The 18027-nt window shown below is 43.6% G+C and carries 9 protein-coding genes; 8 read left to right on the forward strand and 1 reads right to left on the reverse strand.

The window, feature by feature from the left end; genetic code table 11:
* Positions 1-40: 40 nt before the first annotated feature.
* Positions 41-1438 (reverse strand): amidohydrolase, encoded by a 1398-nt coding sequence (locus CYLST_RS19040; protein WP_015209359.1) that lies wholly within the window; start codon positions 1436-1438, stop codon positions 41-43.
* A gap of 382 nt (positions 1439-1820) precedes the next feature.
* On the opposite strand from CYLST_RS19040, the gene CYLST_RS19045 reads away from it, so the two are divergent.
* The 8 genes from CYLST_RS19045 (at position 1821) to CYLST_RS19080 (ending at position 17762) form a co-directional block, all read left to right on the forward strand.
* Complete coding sequence (locus CYLST_RS19045; RefSeq protein ID WP_015209360.1) at positions 1821-2615, forward strand: cysteine hydrolase family protein; 795 nt, start codon at positions 1821-1823, stop codon at positions 2613-2615.
* Positions 2616-3071 carry a cupin domain-containing protein gene (locus tag CYLST_RS19050; RefSeq protein ID WP_015209361.1) on the forward strand — a complete coding sequence of 152 codons (456 nt, stop codon included), beginning with the start codon at positions 2616-2618 and terminating at the stop codon, positions 3069-3071.
* Positions 3072-3739: 668 nt separating this feature from the next.
* A complete protein-coding gene (locus tag CYLST_RS19055) occupies positions 3740-7738 on the forward strand; it encodes a hypothetical protein (RefSeq protein WP_015209362.1) in 3999 nt (1332 codons plus the stop codon).
* Between the two features lie 623 nt (positions 7739-8361).
* Positions 8362-9246 (forward strand): hypothetical protein, encoded by an 885-nt coding sequence (locus CYLST_RS19060; RefSeq protein ID WP_015209363.1) that lies wholly within the window; start codon positions 8362-8364, stop codon positions 9244-9246.
* 140 nt (positions 9247-9386) lie between these two features.
* A complete protein-coding gene (locus CYLST_RS32375) occupies positions 9387-11279 on the forward strand; it encodes a microcystin-dependent protein (protein ID WP_015209364.1) in 1893 nt (630 codons plus the stop codon).
* Between the two features lie 139 nt (positions 11280-11418).
* Positions 11419-12522: a protein kinase family protein gene (locus tag CYLST_RS19070; protein WP_015209365.1), complete on the forward strand. Its 1104-nt coding sequence runs from the start codon at positions 11419-11421 to the stop codon at positions 12520-12522.
* A gap of 195 nt (positions 12523-12717) precedes the next feature.
* The gene (locus CYLST_RS19075; protein WP_015209366.1) at positions 12718-15744 is read left to right on the forward strand and encodes a DUF6603 domain-containing protein; all 3027 of its coding nucleotides are present in this window, start codon (positions 12718-12720) and stop codon (positions 15742-15744) included.
* Between the two features lie 23 nt (positions 15745-15767).
* Positions 15768-17762, forward strand: a complete 1995-nt coding sequence (locus CYLST_RS19080) for a hypothetical protein (RefSeq protein WP_015209367.1) — start codon at positions 15768-15770, stop codon at positions 17760-17762.
* Positions 17763-18027: the final 265 nt, after the last annotated feature.

Raw genomic sequence — 18027 nt, forward strand, 5'->3', positions numbered from 1 at the left:
TTAACGCAGAGGTACGGGGAGAAAGATTATCTGGTGCGTTTCACAAACCCATGACTGTGCGATAATGAAGCTCCAATTGAGCCGCAGTTTGAGATTTGCGCGATGTCTCCCACTGACTGCGGTTAAATAATTCTTGCCGCAAGTTGTCAACGTTGATGGTGGTAACATTTCCATCGGCAACAATTTGCTTGCCATTCACCCAAACGTGATCAACAACATTGGTGGGACGCCCTAAAACTAATAAACCGATGGGATCTGTACGGGGCAGCAGTGATAAGTTGGTAAGGTCATAAAGTACTAAATCGGCTTGTTTACCGACGGTGAGGGAACCGAGTTTATCCGCGAGATTCAGTCCTGTTGCCCCTCCCAAAGATGCCATTTCTACTGATTGCCGGGGTGTAATCCAATGCTGATAATCTAAGTCTGTAACATTGTGCAAGATGGAACCGATTTTGATTGCTTCTAACAAGTCTTGGGAGTCGTTGCTAGAAGCGCCATCACAACCAAAAGTCACGTTTACCCCAGCTTGAAGATATTTTAAAATTGGGGCGATGCCACTGCCTAAACGCAGATTACTCAGGGGATTGTGAACAACTGTGGATTGGGTTTGTGCAAGAATGGCGATGTCAGCATCAGTTAACCAGACACAATGAGCTAGACTTGTGCGATCGCCTAAAAAGCCAATATGCCATAAATGTTCAACAGCGGTGCAACCATATTTCTCTAGGGCAAGTTTTTCCTGTGCTTTGGTTTCCAGTAGGTGGGAATGACGACACAGATTGTAACGGTTACTTAATTCAATACATCCAGTAAACAAAGCATCGCTACACAACTGAATCCCCGTCGGTGCAACTAAAATATTCACCCCCTCTTCTGGCCGATGAAACTGCCGCACCGCTTCTTCGATAATTTCCAGAGTAGCTGCCGTTGAGCGGAAATAAGGTTCATGAATTTGGGCTGATTCTCCAGAGGGAATACCTGCGGTAATCGATTCATCTTGAATTAAGGGGGCAATAAAGGCGCGAATCCCCACTTCTCGATAAGCGCGAACAGCGGTGGCGATGGTTTCTAACTCAAGTCCTGGAATTAACACCAAATGATCTACCACACTCGTTCCGCCAGAAAGCAGGGTTTCCACCGCCGTCCCCAAAGCGCTGAGATATACCTGTTCGGGATCGAGGGGGGCAAAATCATACAGTTCCGCCAGCCATAATTCTAAAGGCAAAACTGACATAATTCCCCGCTGCCACATTTCTGAAGAGTGGGTGTGGGCGTTGAAGAAACCGGGCAACAACAGTTTATTTTTACCATCGATGATGGGGGCGATCGCATCTATCTGAGGGGCGATGGCGGCGATTTTACCGTCCACAACCTGCACATCTACGGTTGTGTAACCACTTTCAACGGGAATTAGAACATTTTGGATAATAAAATTCACGAGTTACCTCCACCAATGGGTTTCGGGCTTTTTTTGAGTAGCAAGTGCCCAAATTTAATTGAACCCGAAGAGACGGATAATTGCCACTATTGACAAGAAGCGATGGGAATCAATTCCAATGGCACCCGCAACCGTCCTATTAGACATCCACCGCTAGCGGTTTTTGATGTTATTGTTTGATTACCATAAAAAGGTGAGACGACAAGTCCCACCCCTTGTAAATTAAGGTTTTAGTATCTTTTCATGGGTTACTAATTTTCGCATCTACCAGGTGAAATAAGCCTAATGGTAGCCATGAGGATATTTAACCTTGATTAAGGAATCGAAGGTTTAACAGATTTTCAGGCTACAAAGTAAAAAACGGTGTCGGGTGTTGCAATTTATGAATCTACCTGTTCGGACATTGGGCGTTGCACCAAATGCTTGGGGTGTGAATCAAGCGATCGCAGATATTACTCGTCCGCCAAAGACGCCACAACCGGTTACTTTATCCACAGAAACGAAAACCCTGCGCCTAGATTTGGCAAAAACTGCGATCGTCATTATCGATATGCAAAACGACTTTTGCCACCCAGATGGCTGGTTAGCGCATATCGGCGTTGATGTCAGTAGGGCGCGTCAACCCATCGAACCCTTACAAACCTTACTTCCAGAACTTCGTGCCGCAGGTGTTGCCGTAATTTGGGTAAATTGGGGCAATCGTCCCGACCTACTCAATATTAGTGCGAGTTCACTTCATGTCTACAATCCCACAGGTGACGGCGTTGGCTTGGGCGATCCTTTACCTAGTAATGGTGCTAAAGTACTCATGGCAGGTAGTTGGGCGGCGGCGATAGTAGACGAACTCCCACAACTACCGACAGATGTCCACGTGGATAAATACCGCATGAGTGGATTTTGGGATACCCCCTTAGATAGTATTTTGCGGAATCTCGGAACGACGACAATATTATTTGCTGGCGTTAATGCTGACCAATGTGTCTTGACTACCCTGTGTGACGCCAACTTTTTAGGATATGACTGCGTGTTAGTCAAAGACTGCACTGCTACAACTTCGCCAGAATATTGTTGGCTGGCGACATTATACAACGTGAAACAGTGCTTCGGTTTTGTTACTGACACAGCAGCAATGTTAACAGCGCTAAATAACCCTGAATCAATAGGGGGGAATAAATAAATGTACGCTACTCGTTGTGTAATTCCGGTGATCAAATCTCCTAAAGATTACCAAACATATCGCATCAGTCCCCAGGACTCCAATCGGTTAGCGATTATTTTTGATTCCACAAATGCTAATACTTCTTTAACTTGTTGTGTGGAAATATTTGATGTTGGTGGACAAACGCCGCCCAATCGTCATCAATGGGCATTGGAAATGTTTTTTGTCCTCAAAGGAGAAGGAATGGCGATTTGCGATGGTAAAAATATGCAAATCAAAGCTGGGGATAGTTTATTAGTGCCTCCTACTGGCACACATTTGATTAAAAATACAGGCAATAGTCGCTTGTATACCTTGACAATTATGGTTCCCAACGAAGATTTTTCAGAACTAATTCGCAGTGGGATTCCGGTAGAGTTAGATGAGGAAGATATGGCAGTGCTGGGTAAATATGATTCTTTGATACCCTGTTAAAAGCGATGGCTATCAAATCACAGAAAACAAATTAAATCTTAAGTAGGGTGTGTTACAGCTTGAGTCTAGCACACCTTATTATATATAGCAATTTGTTTAAATATATATAATTTATACCAATTTAGATGAGTTTACTTGGGTCGTTTCAGACTTTTGATAGATGTCTATATCCATCTGGTAGTGGCAAAATCAATTCTTAAATAAAGGCATAAAACTTCCTATTTCATATAATTTCACACCTTGTTGTTTCTGTCAATGGGTAAGCACTAAAAAGTAGCCATTTAAAGGTGGTGAAATTCGTAACGGTACCGCAGGGCAAAATTAAAAATTAAAAATTAAAAAAGCTTATGAGGTATGCTTTTTGTCTATTTTATTTTTGTAGTTTTATCCTAGGAGGGTGAGGAGTATTCATCTAAATGGAATGCTTCTAACTAAGATTTGGAATTAAGTAAGTAGGAGAGAAAATTTATAAGTAAATTATTGCGAGTGTAACAGGGTGAAACAAAGCAATCATCAGAGTTTTCAGAAATTTACTTGTTACATAGTTGGATTGATTCGTGCCTACTTATTTAGCGATCGCACTAGACTGGGCATAATTTAATCAGCTATTCCCAATTTTGTGACTTAAGGCACAGCTACCTGAACTAACCACAAAGGTTTGTAAAGTTATGACCAACCTCTTACTCGTTCCCATCCATCTCGATGCCTTATGCCTAGAGCAAGAGACCGGAGTGGTTAGGGCACTGGCAGACTATCGCCGATTACCTTATATGTACAACGGGGAGACGAATGCCGATGGCACGGCTAATCTGGGCGAAAAAGTTCTCGCCCCACTTTTTAACCAAGAATTAACCCTAAAAGCCGGGATTCATCTGCATTGGTCATTACCTGATGGCTTAACACGAGGCCAACATAGCGCCACTGGCACGAAATTTCCTCTAGTCCCCAATCGCTGGTTGATTCTGCGTCAGGGAGGGGATAAAGGAACTAAGCAATGGGTGGTTGAAAGTGACTACCTCTACCCTGAAGATCAGGAACCAGCTGATACCATCAACATTCTCATCGAGCGTCCTGATCCGGAAACAGAATTTTATCAGCGTTATCGCTATATGGGGCGGACTCTGGAACTTTCAGCATGGCAAGAAGCACAAAATAGTAATTCTGGTCGTGAGTATATAGAAACCTTGACCGCCATCGGCCCCAAGGCTGAAGTTCCTCTATTTGACTCTGTTAAAGCGACCTTTGCGGCCTTTTATCCCAACTGTCAGAGTGTTTTTGGCTTTTATGACGGCGATTATTCTACAACCAATCCCCCGGCTGGGTTACAGTACGATGTCATCGGTTGGTATAGTGAGGAGCAACAGGATTGCTTAAAAACTCTGTTGGAAAATAACCAGGGGAAAGACTCTGAGGAATTGCTAGAACTCCTACAAGAGGAATTTCGTTGGACATTCGACCTTGATGGAGAGTTTCCTGGGCAGAGTCTTTACTTTTCACGAATTACCTTTGAGTCTACAGGATTAGTTCTATCAGCAAGCGATCGCATCAGTACCTTATCTGAACCAACAATTGCTGTGGGTAATTCAGCACCAGAAGCACTATCAGCCTATCTAGCTCATAGTTACAACTCCGAAACCAATGACACAGGCAAGCAGATTCGCCAATTTGTAGAAGAACAACTAGAAGCACTACAACTGTCAGAACGCTTGGAGTCACGCAAACTCGACCTCGATGCCAAATTACGAGAAGCTCGCCACGAACAGGGATTTGGCACGCGCAGCGCGGGAATTCTCTGGTCGATTCAACCTCAAGTTCCAGAGACAAATGAAACCATTACAAGAACTTTCTCAAACCAAAATCGCCTAACGCTGCCATTAGAATTGGCTCACCAACTCAATCAAGTTAATCACCTGCAAGAAGAATACAATCAGGCACTGGCTAACATCGAGTCCCAGCGCCAGCAGTTGTATGCCCACTGGTATGAGTTCATGAAAGAAGCCTATGAGGAAGGTGGCGAAGCTGCTGCGGATGTTCTTAATGCCACGACTGACAAGTTGCTCAATCCCTTGCGGGCCGCCCTCAGCCAGACAGGACGGTTGGAATTTATGGAAATTCACAGGGTTCGGTCGGGCAATTTTAGAGCAGCTGCGGCGACTTTATCCTTTAGCATTTACTCGAAGTTGGATTATTTGGATGATTGCGTAGATTTTTTAAACGACGCGGTTGCAGGGACTGTATCGGGTTCAGATTGGTATGACTATCTACAAATTGAGTTTGAAAAATGCAATGTCAAACTTCTCCCCCAACCACCCGTTAAAACAAATCAGCTTATAGAGATAGACGTTACAGAAGTAACACCAAACCAGGAATGGGAAATCAACGACCAAGGGCAAACCTATACTGTCAAAGTTGAAAATAGCGTTTTAAATATTTATATTCCCCCGACATATATTCCTGTTTCTGAAGAACCTCAACTAGCTTACCGACTAGCAACGGCAATTAATGAGCTAATTGATGCGATCGCAACTTACAACAGTACAGCCTCAACCCAATATATCCTCAAACAATTTCCCTCTCAGCGTTACTGGCGAGCTAATGATCCGGTAATTTTGTTGGCAGGTGAGGCGGCCAGCGCTTCCCTACGGCACAGCAGAGATGGACGCTTGCGAAATGACAAACGTTTAAATTGCCATCTGTTGAACGCAACTCTAAATCTGCAAACTTTACCCCCGGAAACTTTAACCAGCCTTCAGAACGAGATTGACAATTTGGCATCACTTGCTAGCGCAGACGCGATCGGGTTTAATCATTGGACACAACAACCTTGGTCTCCCTTTTTGATGGATTGGGCAGTTCAGATGTTCCCCTGCCGTCCCGGTGATCCAGTGGCAGATTATAATTCCGAAGTCATTCTCGACAATTACAGCTTAGAATTTAACGCCATTGACCTCTCTCTAAAACCAGGCAATGAAAGCAATTTTGCCGCTTCTGCCCAGACTTATAACGGTCTGAGCATCCTGACGCCGGCAGCGGGGCTGATACTTCAAGAGCGACTGACAATTTATCTCAGCGAACAACTGCTTCCCCTTTATTACAGCGGTAACGAGATTCCGGAAGAGCAGCAAACAGAAGACTACCTCAGCGAAAATTTCGGTGCGATCGCAACTTGGTATAGAAGCCAGTCGGGCATCGGTGACATCCCAGACTTAGAAAAAGCCCAAAACCCCATCTGGGTGGCGCTGTGGGCTTACGAACAAATGCAGACTCTAGAATGTCAAGCCCAGGCGATCGGCGGGTTTAACGATACGCTGCTACTTTACCAACCGACCCTATACGTAGAGATAGACGACCCTCTCAACGAAAATCCAGGGCGCAAACTATTCCATGAACAGGTGCGTTGGAACTTGGGCAACACCCTACAATACAAGATTCTTGACCTAGACATTTTCAATCCCATCCGCAGTGGGGCGCTGAAAATTACGACTCTGCGGTTAGTGGATACCTTTGGGCAATTTAAGGAAGTCATTAAAACGGGAATAGACACTGATGTAGTGACAACGACCCAGATGACACCGCCCAATTCCAACTATCAGGTACTATTACCCCCCCGTTTGGCACAACCAGCCCGGCTTAACTTCCACTGGATAGCAGCAGATAGCCAAAACGAAGAACAAATGACCACAGCCCCTGCCATTACCCCTGTCTGCGGTTGGATAGTGCCCAATAATCTTGACAGTAACTTGCAATTTTATAGCGATCGCGGTCAGGCGGTGGGATTAATTGATCGCGCGGGGAATTGGCGTTCTGCTCCCGGTAGCACTTTATCCCGCAATGCTCGCAACTATCCTGAACTCCCCAATCCTCACCTGCAAAAATTGGTGCATTATCTACTAGAGCGAGGGATGGAGTTTCAGCAAGAATTCATCTCCGTTTTAATCAATTCTCTCGATACCATCGACCCCGAAAACTTTGCCGAGCATCCCAGTTTAGCGTTGTTGGTGGGGCGACCAATTGCGATCGCGCGAGCCACCTTTAACTTAGAAGTCCAAGGGCTTCCCGCAAGCGATCCCAGCGTCAGCATCACCGCCGAAAACAACCCAACAACTCGCGGCTTCGGTGCCGTCAAATTTCCCATCCGCTTAGGAGATTACCAGCAACTCAACGATGGATTAGTCGGTTACTGGCGAGAAGTTCACCAAGGAGACGATTACAACTATGAGGAAAACATTTTTTATGCACCCCAAAGCAATCGCATTAATAATGACTTAATTCAAACCGAAGCGGAAGGCTTGGTGTATTTCGACCAAACCGTAGACGCGCCGCCCCAATACGTAACCATGTTAATCGACCCGCGAGGCACGATTCATACTACCTCTGGGATTTTGCCCAATCAAGAATTGCGCTTACCCCCAGAAAATTATAACGAAGCATTACAGGCAATCGAGGTTCATTTTCTCTCGACTCCCGTTTTATCGAATCAAGGAGAAATTTCCATTCCCTTGCCAGAAGTCCCACAATATGCATGGTCATGGTTAAGCCTAAGCGGGAGCGACTGGCTAGAAACGACTAATATCAAACCCGTCAATATCAAGGCAACTTTTTCTGCCCCCCAAGCACTTTCTGAAGGTTGGTTACAGCTCACACCAATCGAGGAAAGCGAAGGATGAATCTTGGTAATTGGTTTATGCGAACAACCCAACACCCAATACGGTTTGGATAAAATTCGATCCCCCCAACCCCCCTTAAAAAGGGGGGCTAAGAGTGGCTCTATTTCTCTCTTAAAAAGGGAAACTGTGACTCCAGTCCCCCCCTTAAAAAGGGGAGCTAGGGGGGATCTGTTTTCGCCTTAAAAAGGGAAACTGTGACTCCAGTCCCCCCCTTAAAAAGGGGAGCTAGGGGGGATCTCTTTTCCCCTTAAGAAAGGGAAACTTTAACTCCAGTCCCCCCCTTAAAAAGGGGAGCTAGGGGGGATTTCTTTTCCCCTTAAAAAGGAGAAATGTGACTCCAGTCCCCCCCTTAAAAAGGGGGGCTAGGGGGGATCTCGATCAATTTTGATACGAATCAGACATTCCTCTGAATACAGTTCTCCAAAAAGTCTATTAATTAACAGGAATCCAAAAGATGAATGACAACAAACCCATTCAAATCGATTTAAGCCTCTCAGAAATTAACTCAGTGACAGCAGTGTAATTTATTAATTAAATGGTCGAATATAATTCGCCTAGAACTTTTCAAACTACCTACTCCAGATTATTTGATTTCAACTAGCAACTTAAAGGAGAAACAAGCAATGGTTTTGGTAACAAATGTGTTGAGAAATGGAGATTTTTCTGAAGGCAATGTCGGGTGGATAATTCAAAACGATTCTGATGCCAATGGCAGCACGACTTTAGCTGAAATTATTACCGACCCAGACCCCAAGAGATGTTATCTCAAACTAACTAATAGTAATGGAGAAAAACAATATGTAGTCCAGCAAACAGTAGCAGTCAAACCCAATAAACGTTACGATTTAGTAGCTAAAACCTTTTATTTAGAAGGTGTGGGAAAAATTTGGAGAAAACGGCAAAAACCTGGCGAATCACGCAGTGATAACACAACTGTAACCGAGCAGGTTTCTCTTAATCAAGCCAAGGAAATAGACGAACTCGAAATTGATGGTAACTGGAGGATGCATTTTTTTACAGAAGCAGATGCCTCCGAACTAACTATTTCTTTTACCTGTGTCAGTGACTCTCCATCTAAAGAGTGTATTAGCGGCATTAGTGAGGTTTTTTTGTATGAGCATAACTTAGTTCAAAATGGGGATTTTTCACAATACATGGCTAGTTGGGAACCTCACCTACCCAGTAGTAATAGTACAGCTCGCGCTATTAATGGTGAACTTCAAATTACGCTAGACGGAAAAGCTTCCCAAAAAATAACCGATATCCAACCCAATACAGAATACAGATTAACATTTAGAAATCAAAACCCCTGGTCAGGTGAGGGAAACATTGAAATCGCACCTGATTTAATTTCTGAAAAGTATACAAATGGAGCATGGGAAAATAAAACGATTGAATTTACCACAACGGATGATACTAGCGAAATCGAAATTATCTTATGGAGTCCTAGTACTGCTCTATTTGATGACTTTGCCCTCTCAGCAATTAAGAGACCTGCCCAATATTAAGTAAGGTAAGATGCTTGAAAAATCGTTATCGACTGATGAATTTTATTTTCTTCAAGTCGTCATGTATCTGAATTGCATTAACCCAAATTACCCAAACCAAAGCCCAATTTCCTAATTATTATTCACAAGGAGAATTAACCATGTCCACCAACAAAAAAATGCCTTTTAGATTTGAGTTCTTTTACGAACCAGCAACCGAAGAAAACCTCAAAGATATTTTGTTGATTGATGCTCCCAGCGAAGTTCCACCACTGCACTTAAACATTATCAACAACCTAGTTGATCAACCCATCACCATTCCAGCTTCTGAGACTGATGGTCTAGTCACTCTAGACAATTACCACTTTAAACTTAAGTTCAATCCCCAAGTCTTGGTCACAGCAGAAAACATTCAACTTCAAAATAGCAACTGGGTACTCGCACACGCTAAAGAAGCAGGAAGTTCTTCTGATGGGCTTTATCTGTGCTTGAAAGGAGAAGATATTATCCTCGAAAGTGATAAGCCAATCGAATTGACTTTCAATGGGGTAGGAGCGACAGATTTTCAAACAGAAACAAGGACATCAGGAACATCAGTTGAGATGAGTTGGGTGTTGCAAATTGAGCAATTAGCCCAATCACTAGACGGGGAAGAACACGATGGCGAAAGGGAAACTCTCACCCTTACCCCTAGAGCGCCTGGTGACTCTGATGGATATGAAACTACTAGTACGAAAACTCTTGAAAAAGTCAAGCAGAAAGGCAAACCAAACATTCCCCTAGCTGTTGGATTTGCCGGCTCTAATCGGGTTCTCAACACTAACAGCGAAGAAAGCAATCTACAATTGCGAATCACTAACACAGCTGAACCCGGTAGTCCCAACATTATCTTTTATTACGATAGCGACACCACTAAATGTTCTCAACTGGGAATTGCCCTTGAAGTAGGAGACACAACTGCATTTCCTTGGGTGCTGGGAACAAAAGACGATGTGAATAACATTACAATGTCCATTGCTGGTAACAAGTGGAAGCAACTTAGCGACAAACCAACGGAAGTAATAGTTGGAGGAGTCAGCGCCCTGGAGTGGACATTCATCCCCAACTCAGCCAATGTAGAGTTAGCTGCTCAGGAAACTATCTTAGTAGACATTCAAAAAATTAAAACGGCTCATCCAACGGGTGCAACTAAGTTGAACTTGCGCTATCAGTATGTGCCAGAGTATCAAGATGGGGAGTTTGTCTGCGCGATAGAAAAAACGCCTTTGGTATTTCATGACTATAAGGTAGGCATTGGGACAACCCAACCCAAAGAAAGCTTACATATTAAAGCGGGTAATTTAAGGATAGAAAATACCGACGCTTCTACAAATGGGGAAATTCAAACAAATGGTACTCTTGTCCTGCGTTCAAATGTGGACAAGACTGAAGATTTGTCAGTGAAGTTCTTCAACCAGACTAATCAGACCGTACCTTTAATGGTATTGCATAAAGATGGCAAGTTGGGTATTGGTACGGCAAGTCCTGAAGCCAAGTTACATGTAACAGAAACAATAAAAGCTAAAAATGTTGAGGTAATAGAGACAGTAACCGCTAAAAAGATTGTGGCGGATGGGGCTGTTTTTACAGGGATGATTTTGATGTGGTCGGGAGCAGCGGATAAAATCCCGGCTGGTTGGGCGCTGTGTAATGGAACGAATACAACACCGGATTTGAGAGATCGCTTTTTAGTTGGTGCGGGAAAGGATTACCCAGTTGGAAATACAGGAGGTCTTAAAGAAGTCATCTTAACTGAGGAGCAAATGCCTAGTCATAATCATGGTGTTGATGATCCTGGTCACACTCATTCTATTGAAATGAGAGATAGTAGCAGCGATCTCCAGCCTACATCCCTTCCTCTCTATGCGAGAAATGACATTAATGACGGAAATAGAAAAGGAACTAACAGCGCAACAACTGGAATTTCTATTCTATCCAAAGGAGGTGGTAAAGCCCATGAAAACAGACCACCTTATTATGCTCTGTGTTTCATTATGAAAGTGGATATTCCCTAAACTTGGCTATTCGCTGATCGAGATACTTTTTTGATGGTAGAACGGGGTGTATCTGCTACCTAAAACACCTTAGCAGCCAGCCCCGAACATTGCCAATTCTAGGCTTAAAATCTAAGAATTAGGAGAAATTGATAAGACGATGAATAATGTTTTACCTGCTGAAATCAAAACTCAATTAAGTAAAATTCTTGGGCAAAATATTCAAATATTTTCTTGCGAACCACTGAATGTTGGAGCAACTTATTGGGTGGATAGAATTAAACTGGAGGGGACAAGACAAAATTTCACTTCATTGATTGTTAAATACGTTAATCCAACAAATTTAAATTTTAATAACGAGCAGATCGAGACAAAAGCAGAGTATATCGAAGAACGATTTAACTATATTTTCCTCTCCAAAATTCGTGATTTTTTTCCTTTATTCCCAAAATTAATTGCTGAGGATCAAAATTTACTAATCTTAGAAGATTTAGGTGAAAGTGAATATTCTGAGCCGCCAGATCAATCTATTTTGAAAAATTTAGCAACTGTTGTTGCTAAACTCCATGCTGCTACAGCTAACCAATATCCTTTATTTCAACAAATGAGAAAGGAAGCTAATTTAGACGATATTGATAGAAGAATGTATAGCAAGGATTATTATGATATTTTGTTTGCTACAGGGGCTATACAAATTAATTGGTATTGTGATTTTTTAAATATAAAACGACAAAATTATGAAATCTTGATTAATCAAATCCAAGATACTATTAGTAATCCAGAGGTCTTTCATGCTTTTATTCATCATGATTTAGTCTCACCAAGACAATTTGTTTATGTTAAAAATCAAGTTTATTTAATCGACTTTGAACATGCTCAATATTCTCATGCTTTTTTAGATATTGCTAAAATATTGGTTGGCTCAATTGAATGGAATAGAAAAGAAGAGGTATATTTTATCAATCATCCTAACTTTCCCAGAGAAATACTCGATATTTATCGCCTTGAATATAGTAAATATCGTGAAATAGAGTTTGATGATAAAGTTTGGGAAATGAATTTAAGTAGTGCTTTGATACACAGTACCTTATCTGTTTTGGGAGAATTATTCAAAATTCCATCTGATTTGAAGCCAAGGGAAAGTATTGAAGCAAATATAAAACTTTTAATTGATAGATTAATTTATTTATTAGAAGGTAACGATTATCATCAAGAATTAAAAGAAATACTAAATACATTAAATTCCCGGATTGTTTATGTTTAAAATTCATTTAAAACGACTATTTTTTTCAAAAAAACCTCCTAAACCTCCGTAATTAGTTGCGGGTTCGGCGATAGAAACCGAGTCTGTTAAACAAAGGTTTATAAACAATCATGGAGGTATTGCCTACCTTACTAGAAAAAAGCGATCGCCTTTCCAACTCCCCATTCCCATATATTTAAAATCGGAGCAAAAACAATGACAACCGTTATCATTGATGTCGATGAATATCAGAACCTTGTAGAAGCAAATGAGTATTTAGCAGATGAACTAAGTATTGGAATTGACCCGATTCCAGATATTCTCAACGATTGCCCCCTGAGATATGCTGAGTACACGCGGGATGGCACTGGCTATACAGTTATCTGCAACCTCAGGTTTATCCTCGCTGAAGATGAAGAGGGAGAACCAACTAAAGAACTAGAAGCTAGTATTAATATTGAAGTCAAGACAAGTTCACAGCAGAAACTGTATTCGGGTACACTGAGCTATCCTCTCGAAGGAGACAAGCGTCTCGCTTTCGACCTTCAGTTTAAGAACAGTACAACATCAAGTATTCTGGTTGCGACTAGTGCCATAACAGAAAGTTTCCCCCTAGTTGATTTTGGCGGTGCGCTACCGGGTCTAGATGGCGTAATTCCTGAAGAGATTGCGATCGGAACCAATTACAATGCTCTGATTGTAATGACAAAATCTGGCTCAACTGTTCCTTCTACTAGAAAATTTCTCTTAGGGTTTGGCTTTAATGCCGCCGACAATCTTGATATTGACTTATCCCAACTGCCCTTAATCGGTTCACAGTTTCCCGCAGGCCCAACGGGTAACAACCTGAGTATCCAGCTTCTGATTGCTACTCAAGATTTTACCCAGGCAGAACTCAAACCCATCAACCAATTACTGGTAGACCTAACAGCACCTATCCAGATTAAGCCGCCCACTACCGCCTCGCATAAGCTAACCAAGGGCGTCAGCATTGCTGCCTATCTCGAATTAGCGGGGGCATACAAACAAAGCTGGTTTGTGCCGTTAGTTAAGCGCACAGGGACGGGTACTCGCAGCCTGAGAGAAGTTGGTAATTATCGGCTCATCGCTTCTACCAGAAGCACTCCAGAAGAGAGTCCCATCACCTTTGCAGAGAACGGTAACGGTGCTTGGCTGAAGGTGCAACGGTCTTTCGGGCCAGTTCATATAGAAAAAATCGGACTGCTGTACAAAGATGGGGAAATTCGATTAGTTCCAGAAGCAACTCTCCAGGTATCTCAGTTTCTCCTTTCCCTCAACGCTCTTTCAGTTAGGGCTTCCTTAAATGATTTTGCTCCTTATTTTAAGCTTGAAGGATTTGGCTTAGAGTACATCAGCGATAACCTAGAAATTAGTGGCGCTTTTGCCCGTATAGAGAAAGATGGCTATGACGAATACTTGGGCATAGCTACCCTGGGAATGAAAGCTAAAGCTAAAGCTCTATCCCTTTCTGCGGTTGGTTCCTATGCTAATCGTGACGGAGAATCCGCTTTCTTCCTCTATCTAGCGGTGGATTATCCTTTAGGTGGCCCGCCTTTTTTCTTTGTGACGGGACTCTCTGGTGGCTTTGGCTACAACCGTTCTCTGACTGTTCCTCCTTTAGAAGAACTTCCCGCTTTCCCGTTAGTTTCTCAGGCGGTTAACGGAGTTGGTTCAATAGATTTTGATGATCCCGGTGCGTCGGTTGGCGAACAACTAAAAAGCCTCGAGAAGTATATCAAGCTTTCTCCGGGTTCGGGGTTCTTGGCTATTGGGGTGAAATTTACTTCCTTCAAGTTGCTCGATAGCTTTGGTCTATTGACTGTTGCGATTAATGAAGACAAGTTTGAGGTAAATTTAATTGGTAATTCTCGGCTAGTCGTTCCGGCTAAAGAGTCAGGTTTAGACCCGGTTGCCCAAGCGGAGATTATTCTCCACGCGCGGTTTGCTCCCAATGAAGGGATTCTCTCGGTTCGCGCCCAGCTTACCCCTGCCTCCTATATTCTCTCTGGTCTGTGTCAGTTAACTGGGGGCTTTGCTTTCTGTATCTGGTACGCTGGCGAACATGATGGCGACTTTGTGATTACTTTAGGCGGCTACCATCCCGCTTTTAAAGTTCCCTCTCACTACCCGCAAGTGCCGCGTCTCGGTTACAAATGGCAGATTGATGGCAATACTTCCATTACTGGCGAAGCTTACTTTGCTCTCTGTTCTCATGCGGTGATGGCTGGCGGAAGATTATCTTTTGACTATGATGATGGTTGGGCGTGGGCTTCTTTGAGTGTGGGGGCTGATTTTTTAATTTGCTGGAAACCCTACTATTACGATATTCGAGCTTATATCAACATTAGCGCCGGGATTTCTTTTGTCTCTGGCAGTTTGGGGGTTGATCTCCATCTGTGGGGGCCGGAACTCGGCGGAACTTTTGAAATTAGCTTTTGGATTGCCTCGGTTACAGCTAGGTTTGGCGACCAAGGTTCCCGCGATCCTCTACCCATCATCTGGGACGATTTCCGCTCTTCGTTTTTGCCCCCGGATGATGAAATTTGCAGTATCGCCGCTACTGAAGGTATGGTGAAACAACTCAAACGCGGTGAGGAAGAGATTTGGATTGTCAATCCTCAGCAGTTTGAATTCGTCACTGATGCTTTTATTCCTTCCAAAAAAGCGATCGCAGGCGGACAGGAGAAAGGCAGCGGTGCGGTCTTTGGCATTAGCCCAATGGGAATTAAAACAACAGATGAATTAGAAACAGAACACCGCGTCACCATCACCAGGAACGGGAGTTCGTTTGAAGACCAATTTACTTTTACCCCGGTAACGAAAAAAGCACCAACAGCGCTGTGGGGAGAACCTCGTCTCACTGATAAAGGGCGGTTGCAGCTTCCTGAGACGAATGGGCAGCAATTTATCGATAACACTATCTCCGGTTTCCGCATTGTTCCCGCACCTGAGCTTAACCCTGCCGATACTGAAGATATTAATATTGCTGAACTTCAGTATGACACGACGCTTTTTGAGGAGCCTTATTTGTGGGAAACGCTGCCTGCTTTTGGGGCAATTACAGCCACAGATGAGGAACGCAGAGATAAAATTCGGGATACTGTCGCTAGTAACACTAACCGCAACGATATCTTAAACGCATTAGGCTTCGATGTTGCCGAAATGGTTAATGTTGATGCGGCGATCGCAGATGCTTTTGTTTTTGCGCCACAAGTTAAATAACTAATCAACAGGAGCCTTCAATCATGCGGACAAAAAATGCCCCAACAGGAAAAGTCGAGTTCATCCAGTACCACCAACCAGTAATGGAGAGTGGTGAATATATCCTCACGGTCGAACAAGCGATTGCGCTCCGCGCAGCGCCGGAGGCGATCGCAGTTCCTGACAAAATTAACGAAACCTTCTCCCGCGAGATTACTTTTGTGGTCGCAGGAGAACGCTTTGGCCCTCTGGCACCAGCAGACATTCATGCAGTTTTCCCTCCAGCCAACACGATCGGCGATCATTCTAATGTCCTACCTCATATCACCCTCAAGCGTAGTACCCTCCCTTGGGAACGCTTTCCTGACTCCGGAGTAGTCGATAAAAACCTCACTTGGCTGGTATTACTGCTGTTTCGAGAATCGGATTTCACTGATGAGTCAGAAAAACCAAAACTGCAAAGTGTCACCCTCAAAGAATTACTAGCAACTCCCACTAATATCAAATTTCCCACAATTACAATCGAACCTGGACAGCACCAAGAAGAGCCAGTAAACGTTATTGATGTCAAAAAGAAATTTTTACAGCCTCTGTTTCCAACTATTGCCGATCTCGCTTTCCTCGCGCATACCCGCCAAACTAAAGATGCTGATGACAATGCTGAAGGTGAACAACTATCAACGATTTTGTGCGATCGCCTCCCCGAACCTCAAGGTGTGAGTACTGTCTATTTAGTTTCTGTCGAAGGTCGCTATGGAGATGGAGATGACGGTAGCTTTGATTTCATGGGGGCAGGGGATGAAGATTTAATCCGCTTGGTAACCCTAGCTAGCTGGAGTTTTGGTTGCGTTGACCCTGCTCAAAGCTTTACCCAGTTGCTACTCAATCTCAACGGTCAACCCAGTTCCCCACGACTGCCAATCAACAGCGATCCGGCAGCAGAAAACTTCCTGGTTCAAAGCTATATCCCCCTTCCTCATGCCCTGCGGGAGGGCAGTAAAACCGTTTCTTGGTATAGAGGCCCGTTGATTTCTGGCTCTCAACCAGACAGCTTTGACCTGCCTGTGCGGGCAGCTGACGAACTGTTGCGCTACGATTCGAGTACGGGATTGTTTGATTGTTCTTATGGGGCAGCTTGGCAATTAGGACGTATGCTGACGCTACAAAATCAACGCCTTGCTATTGAACTGTACAACTGGAAGCGGGAAAATGCCCAAAACCTCAAGCAGTTAGAGCAACAGGTAATTAATCCTCCTCTCCGCAGTTCTCGGCAACTTCGAGAGGAGATTATTTCGATTCCAGAAGCGATTGCGCGGAGCGCAGTGCCGGAGGCAATCGCCGATTGGTTTAAAAAGTTGGAACTCTTGCAGGGACTTCCCTTTAACTATTTAATTCCTGATGAGCGCCTTTTACCAGCCGAATCTATTCGTTTCTTTTGGGTTGATTCTGTATGGGTAGACTGCTTGCAAGATGGAGCATTTAGCGTTGGACGGGTGACGCCAACTGATGTGGAGCAAGATGGCAAGATGCGCTCTAGCAGAGCATTGCGCTCAGATGATAGAACTATTACAGGGTGTATTTTGCGATCGCAAGTTGTCTCTGGCTGGCCGAACCTACTGGTTGAGGCTTACGATACTGTCGTTAACGATATAGGATTCATTGCACCAGACGAGGCAACTCCTTTAAAACTCTTACGCATGGAAAAATTAGCACCGGATGTGTTAATTTGCCTCTTCCAAGGAGAAGTTAAAACAGTGGACATTCACCAAAAACCAGAAGGGATGCACTTTGGTTTAGATGCGCCGAGTGATGAGTCTGACAAATTTACTAAAAACTTACGGAATCCTGCTGGTGAGGGGAGTGAAGTTTTAATTATCAAGGATATTCCCTGGAGGGATGAAGCTAAAGGAAATGTCAACATCTCTGCAATGGTTGATGAGATGAAAAAATTATTGCCAGCAGGCGAATTTACTTCAGCACAATTTGGCTTACAAATGATTGAGGGAGTGCAAAAAGTTAGGTTCCTCTTTACTCCATAACGTTCTTTTTCCCCATGCTGAAAGTCCTTCCCAAGTAAACCGCCTCTATGCACACCCGTGACGGTGTGCGTTTGTGGGAATGTGAATGGAAAACATATCTTGTAGAGACGTTGCATGCAACGTCTCTACAGTGTGGTGCTATCTATCAATGTTATACCCATGCCATAATTATCCCTATTCACCATCGGCAAATATAGGATTCTTGTTTTATTTTGGTTGGCGAAGAGAGCGCTCTGCGCTTAAAAAAGACCATATGAGTGAATCT

This window comes from Cylindrospermum stagnale PCC 7417 (assembly GCF_000317535.1).
Taxonomy (GTDB): Bacteria; Cyanobacteriota; Cyanobacteriia; order Cyanobacteriales; family Nostocaceae; genus Cylindrospermum; species Cylindrospermum stagnale.

Excerpts from the sequence above, each read along its gene's own strand:
- CYLST_RS19045 (WP_015209360.1), top strand. The coding sequence starts at position 1,821 with ATGAATCTACCTGTTCGGACATTGGGCGTTGCACCAAATGCTTGGGGT.
- CYLST_RS19050 (WP_015209361.1), top strand. The coding sequence starts at position 2,616 with ATGTACGCTACTCGTTGTGTAATTCCGGTGATCAAATCTCCTAAAGAT.
- CYLST_RS19055 (WP_015209362.1), top strand. The coding sequence starts at position 3,740 with ATGACCAACCTCTTACTCGTTCCCATCCATCTCGATGCCTTATGCCTA.
- CYLST_RS19060 (WP_015209363.1), top strand. The coding sequence starts at position 8,362 with ATGGTTTTGGTAACAAATGTGTTGAGAAATGGAGATTTTTCTGAAGGC.
- CYLST_RS32375 (WP_015209364.1), top strand. The coding sequence starts at position 9,387 with ATGTCCACCAACAAAAAAATGCCTTTTAGATTTGAGTTCTTTTACGAA.
- CYLST_RS19070 (WP_015209365.1), top strand. The coding sequence starts at position 11,419 with ATGAATAATGTTTTACCTGCTGAAATCAAAACTCAATTAAGTAAAATT.
- CYLST_RS19075 (WP_015209366.1), top strand. The coding sequence starts at position 12,718 with ATGACAACCGTTATCATTGATGTCGATGAATATCAGAACCTTGTAGAA.
- CYLST_RS19080 (WP_015209367.1), top strand. The coding sequence starts at position 15,768 with ATGCGGACAAAAAATGCCCCAACAGGAAAAGTCGAGTTCATCCAGTAC.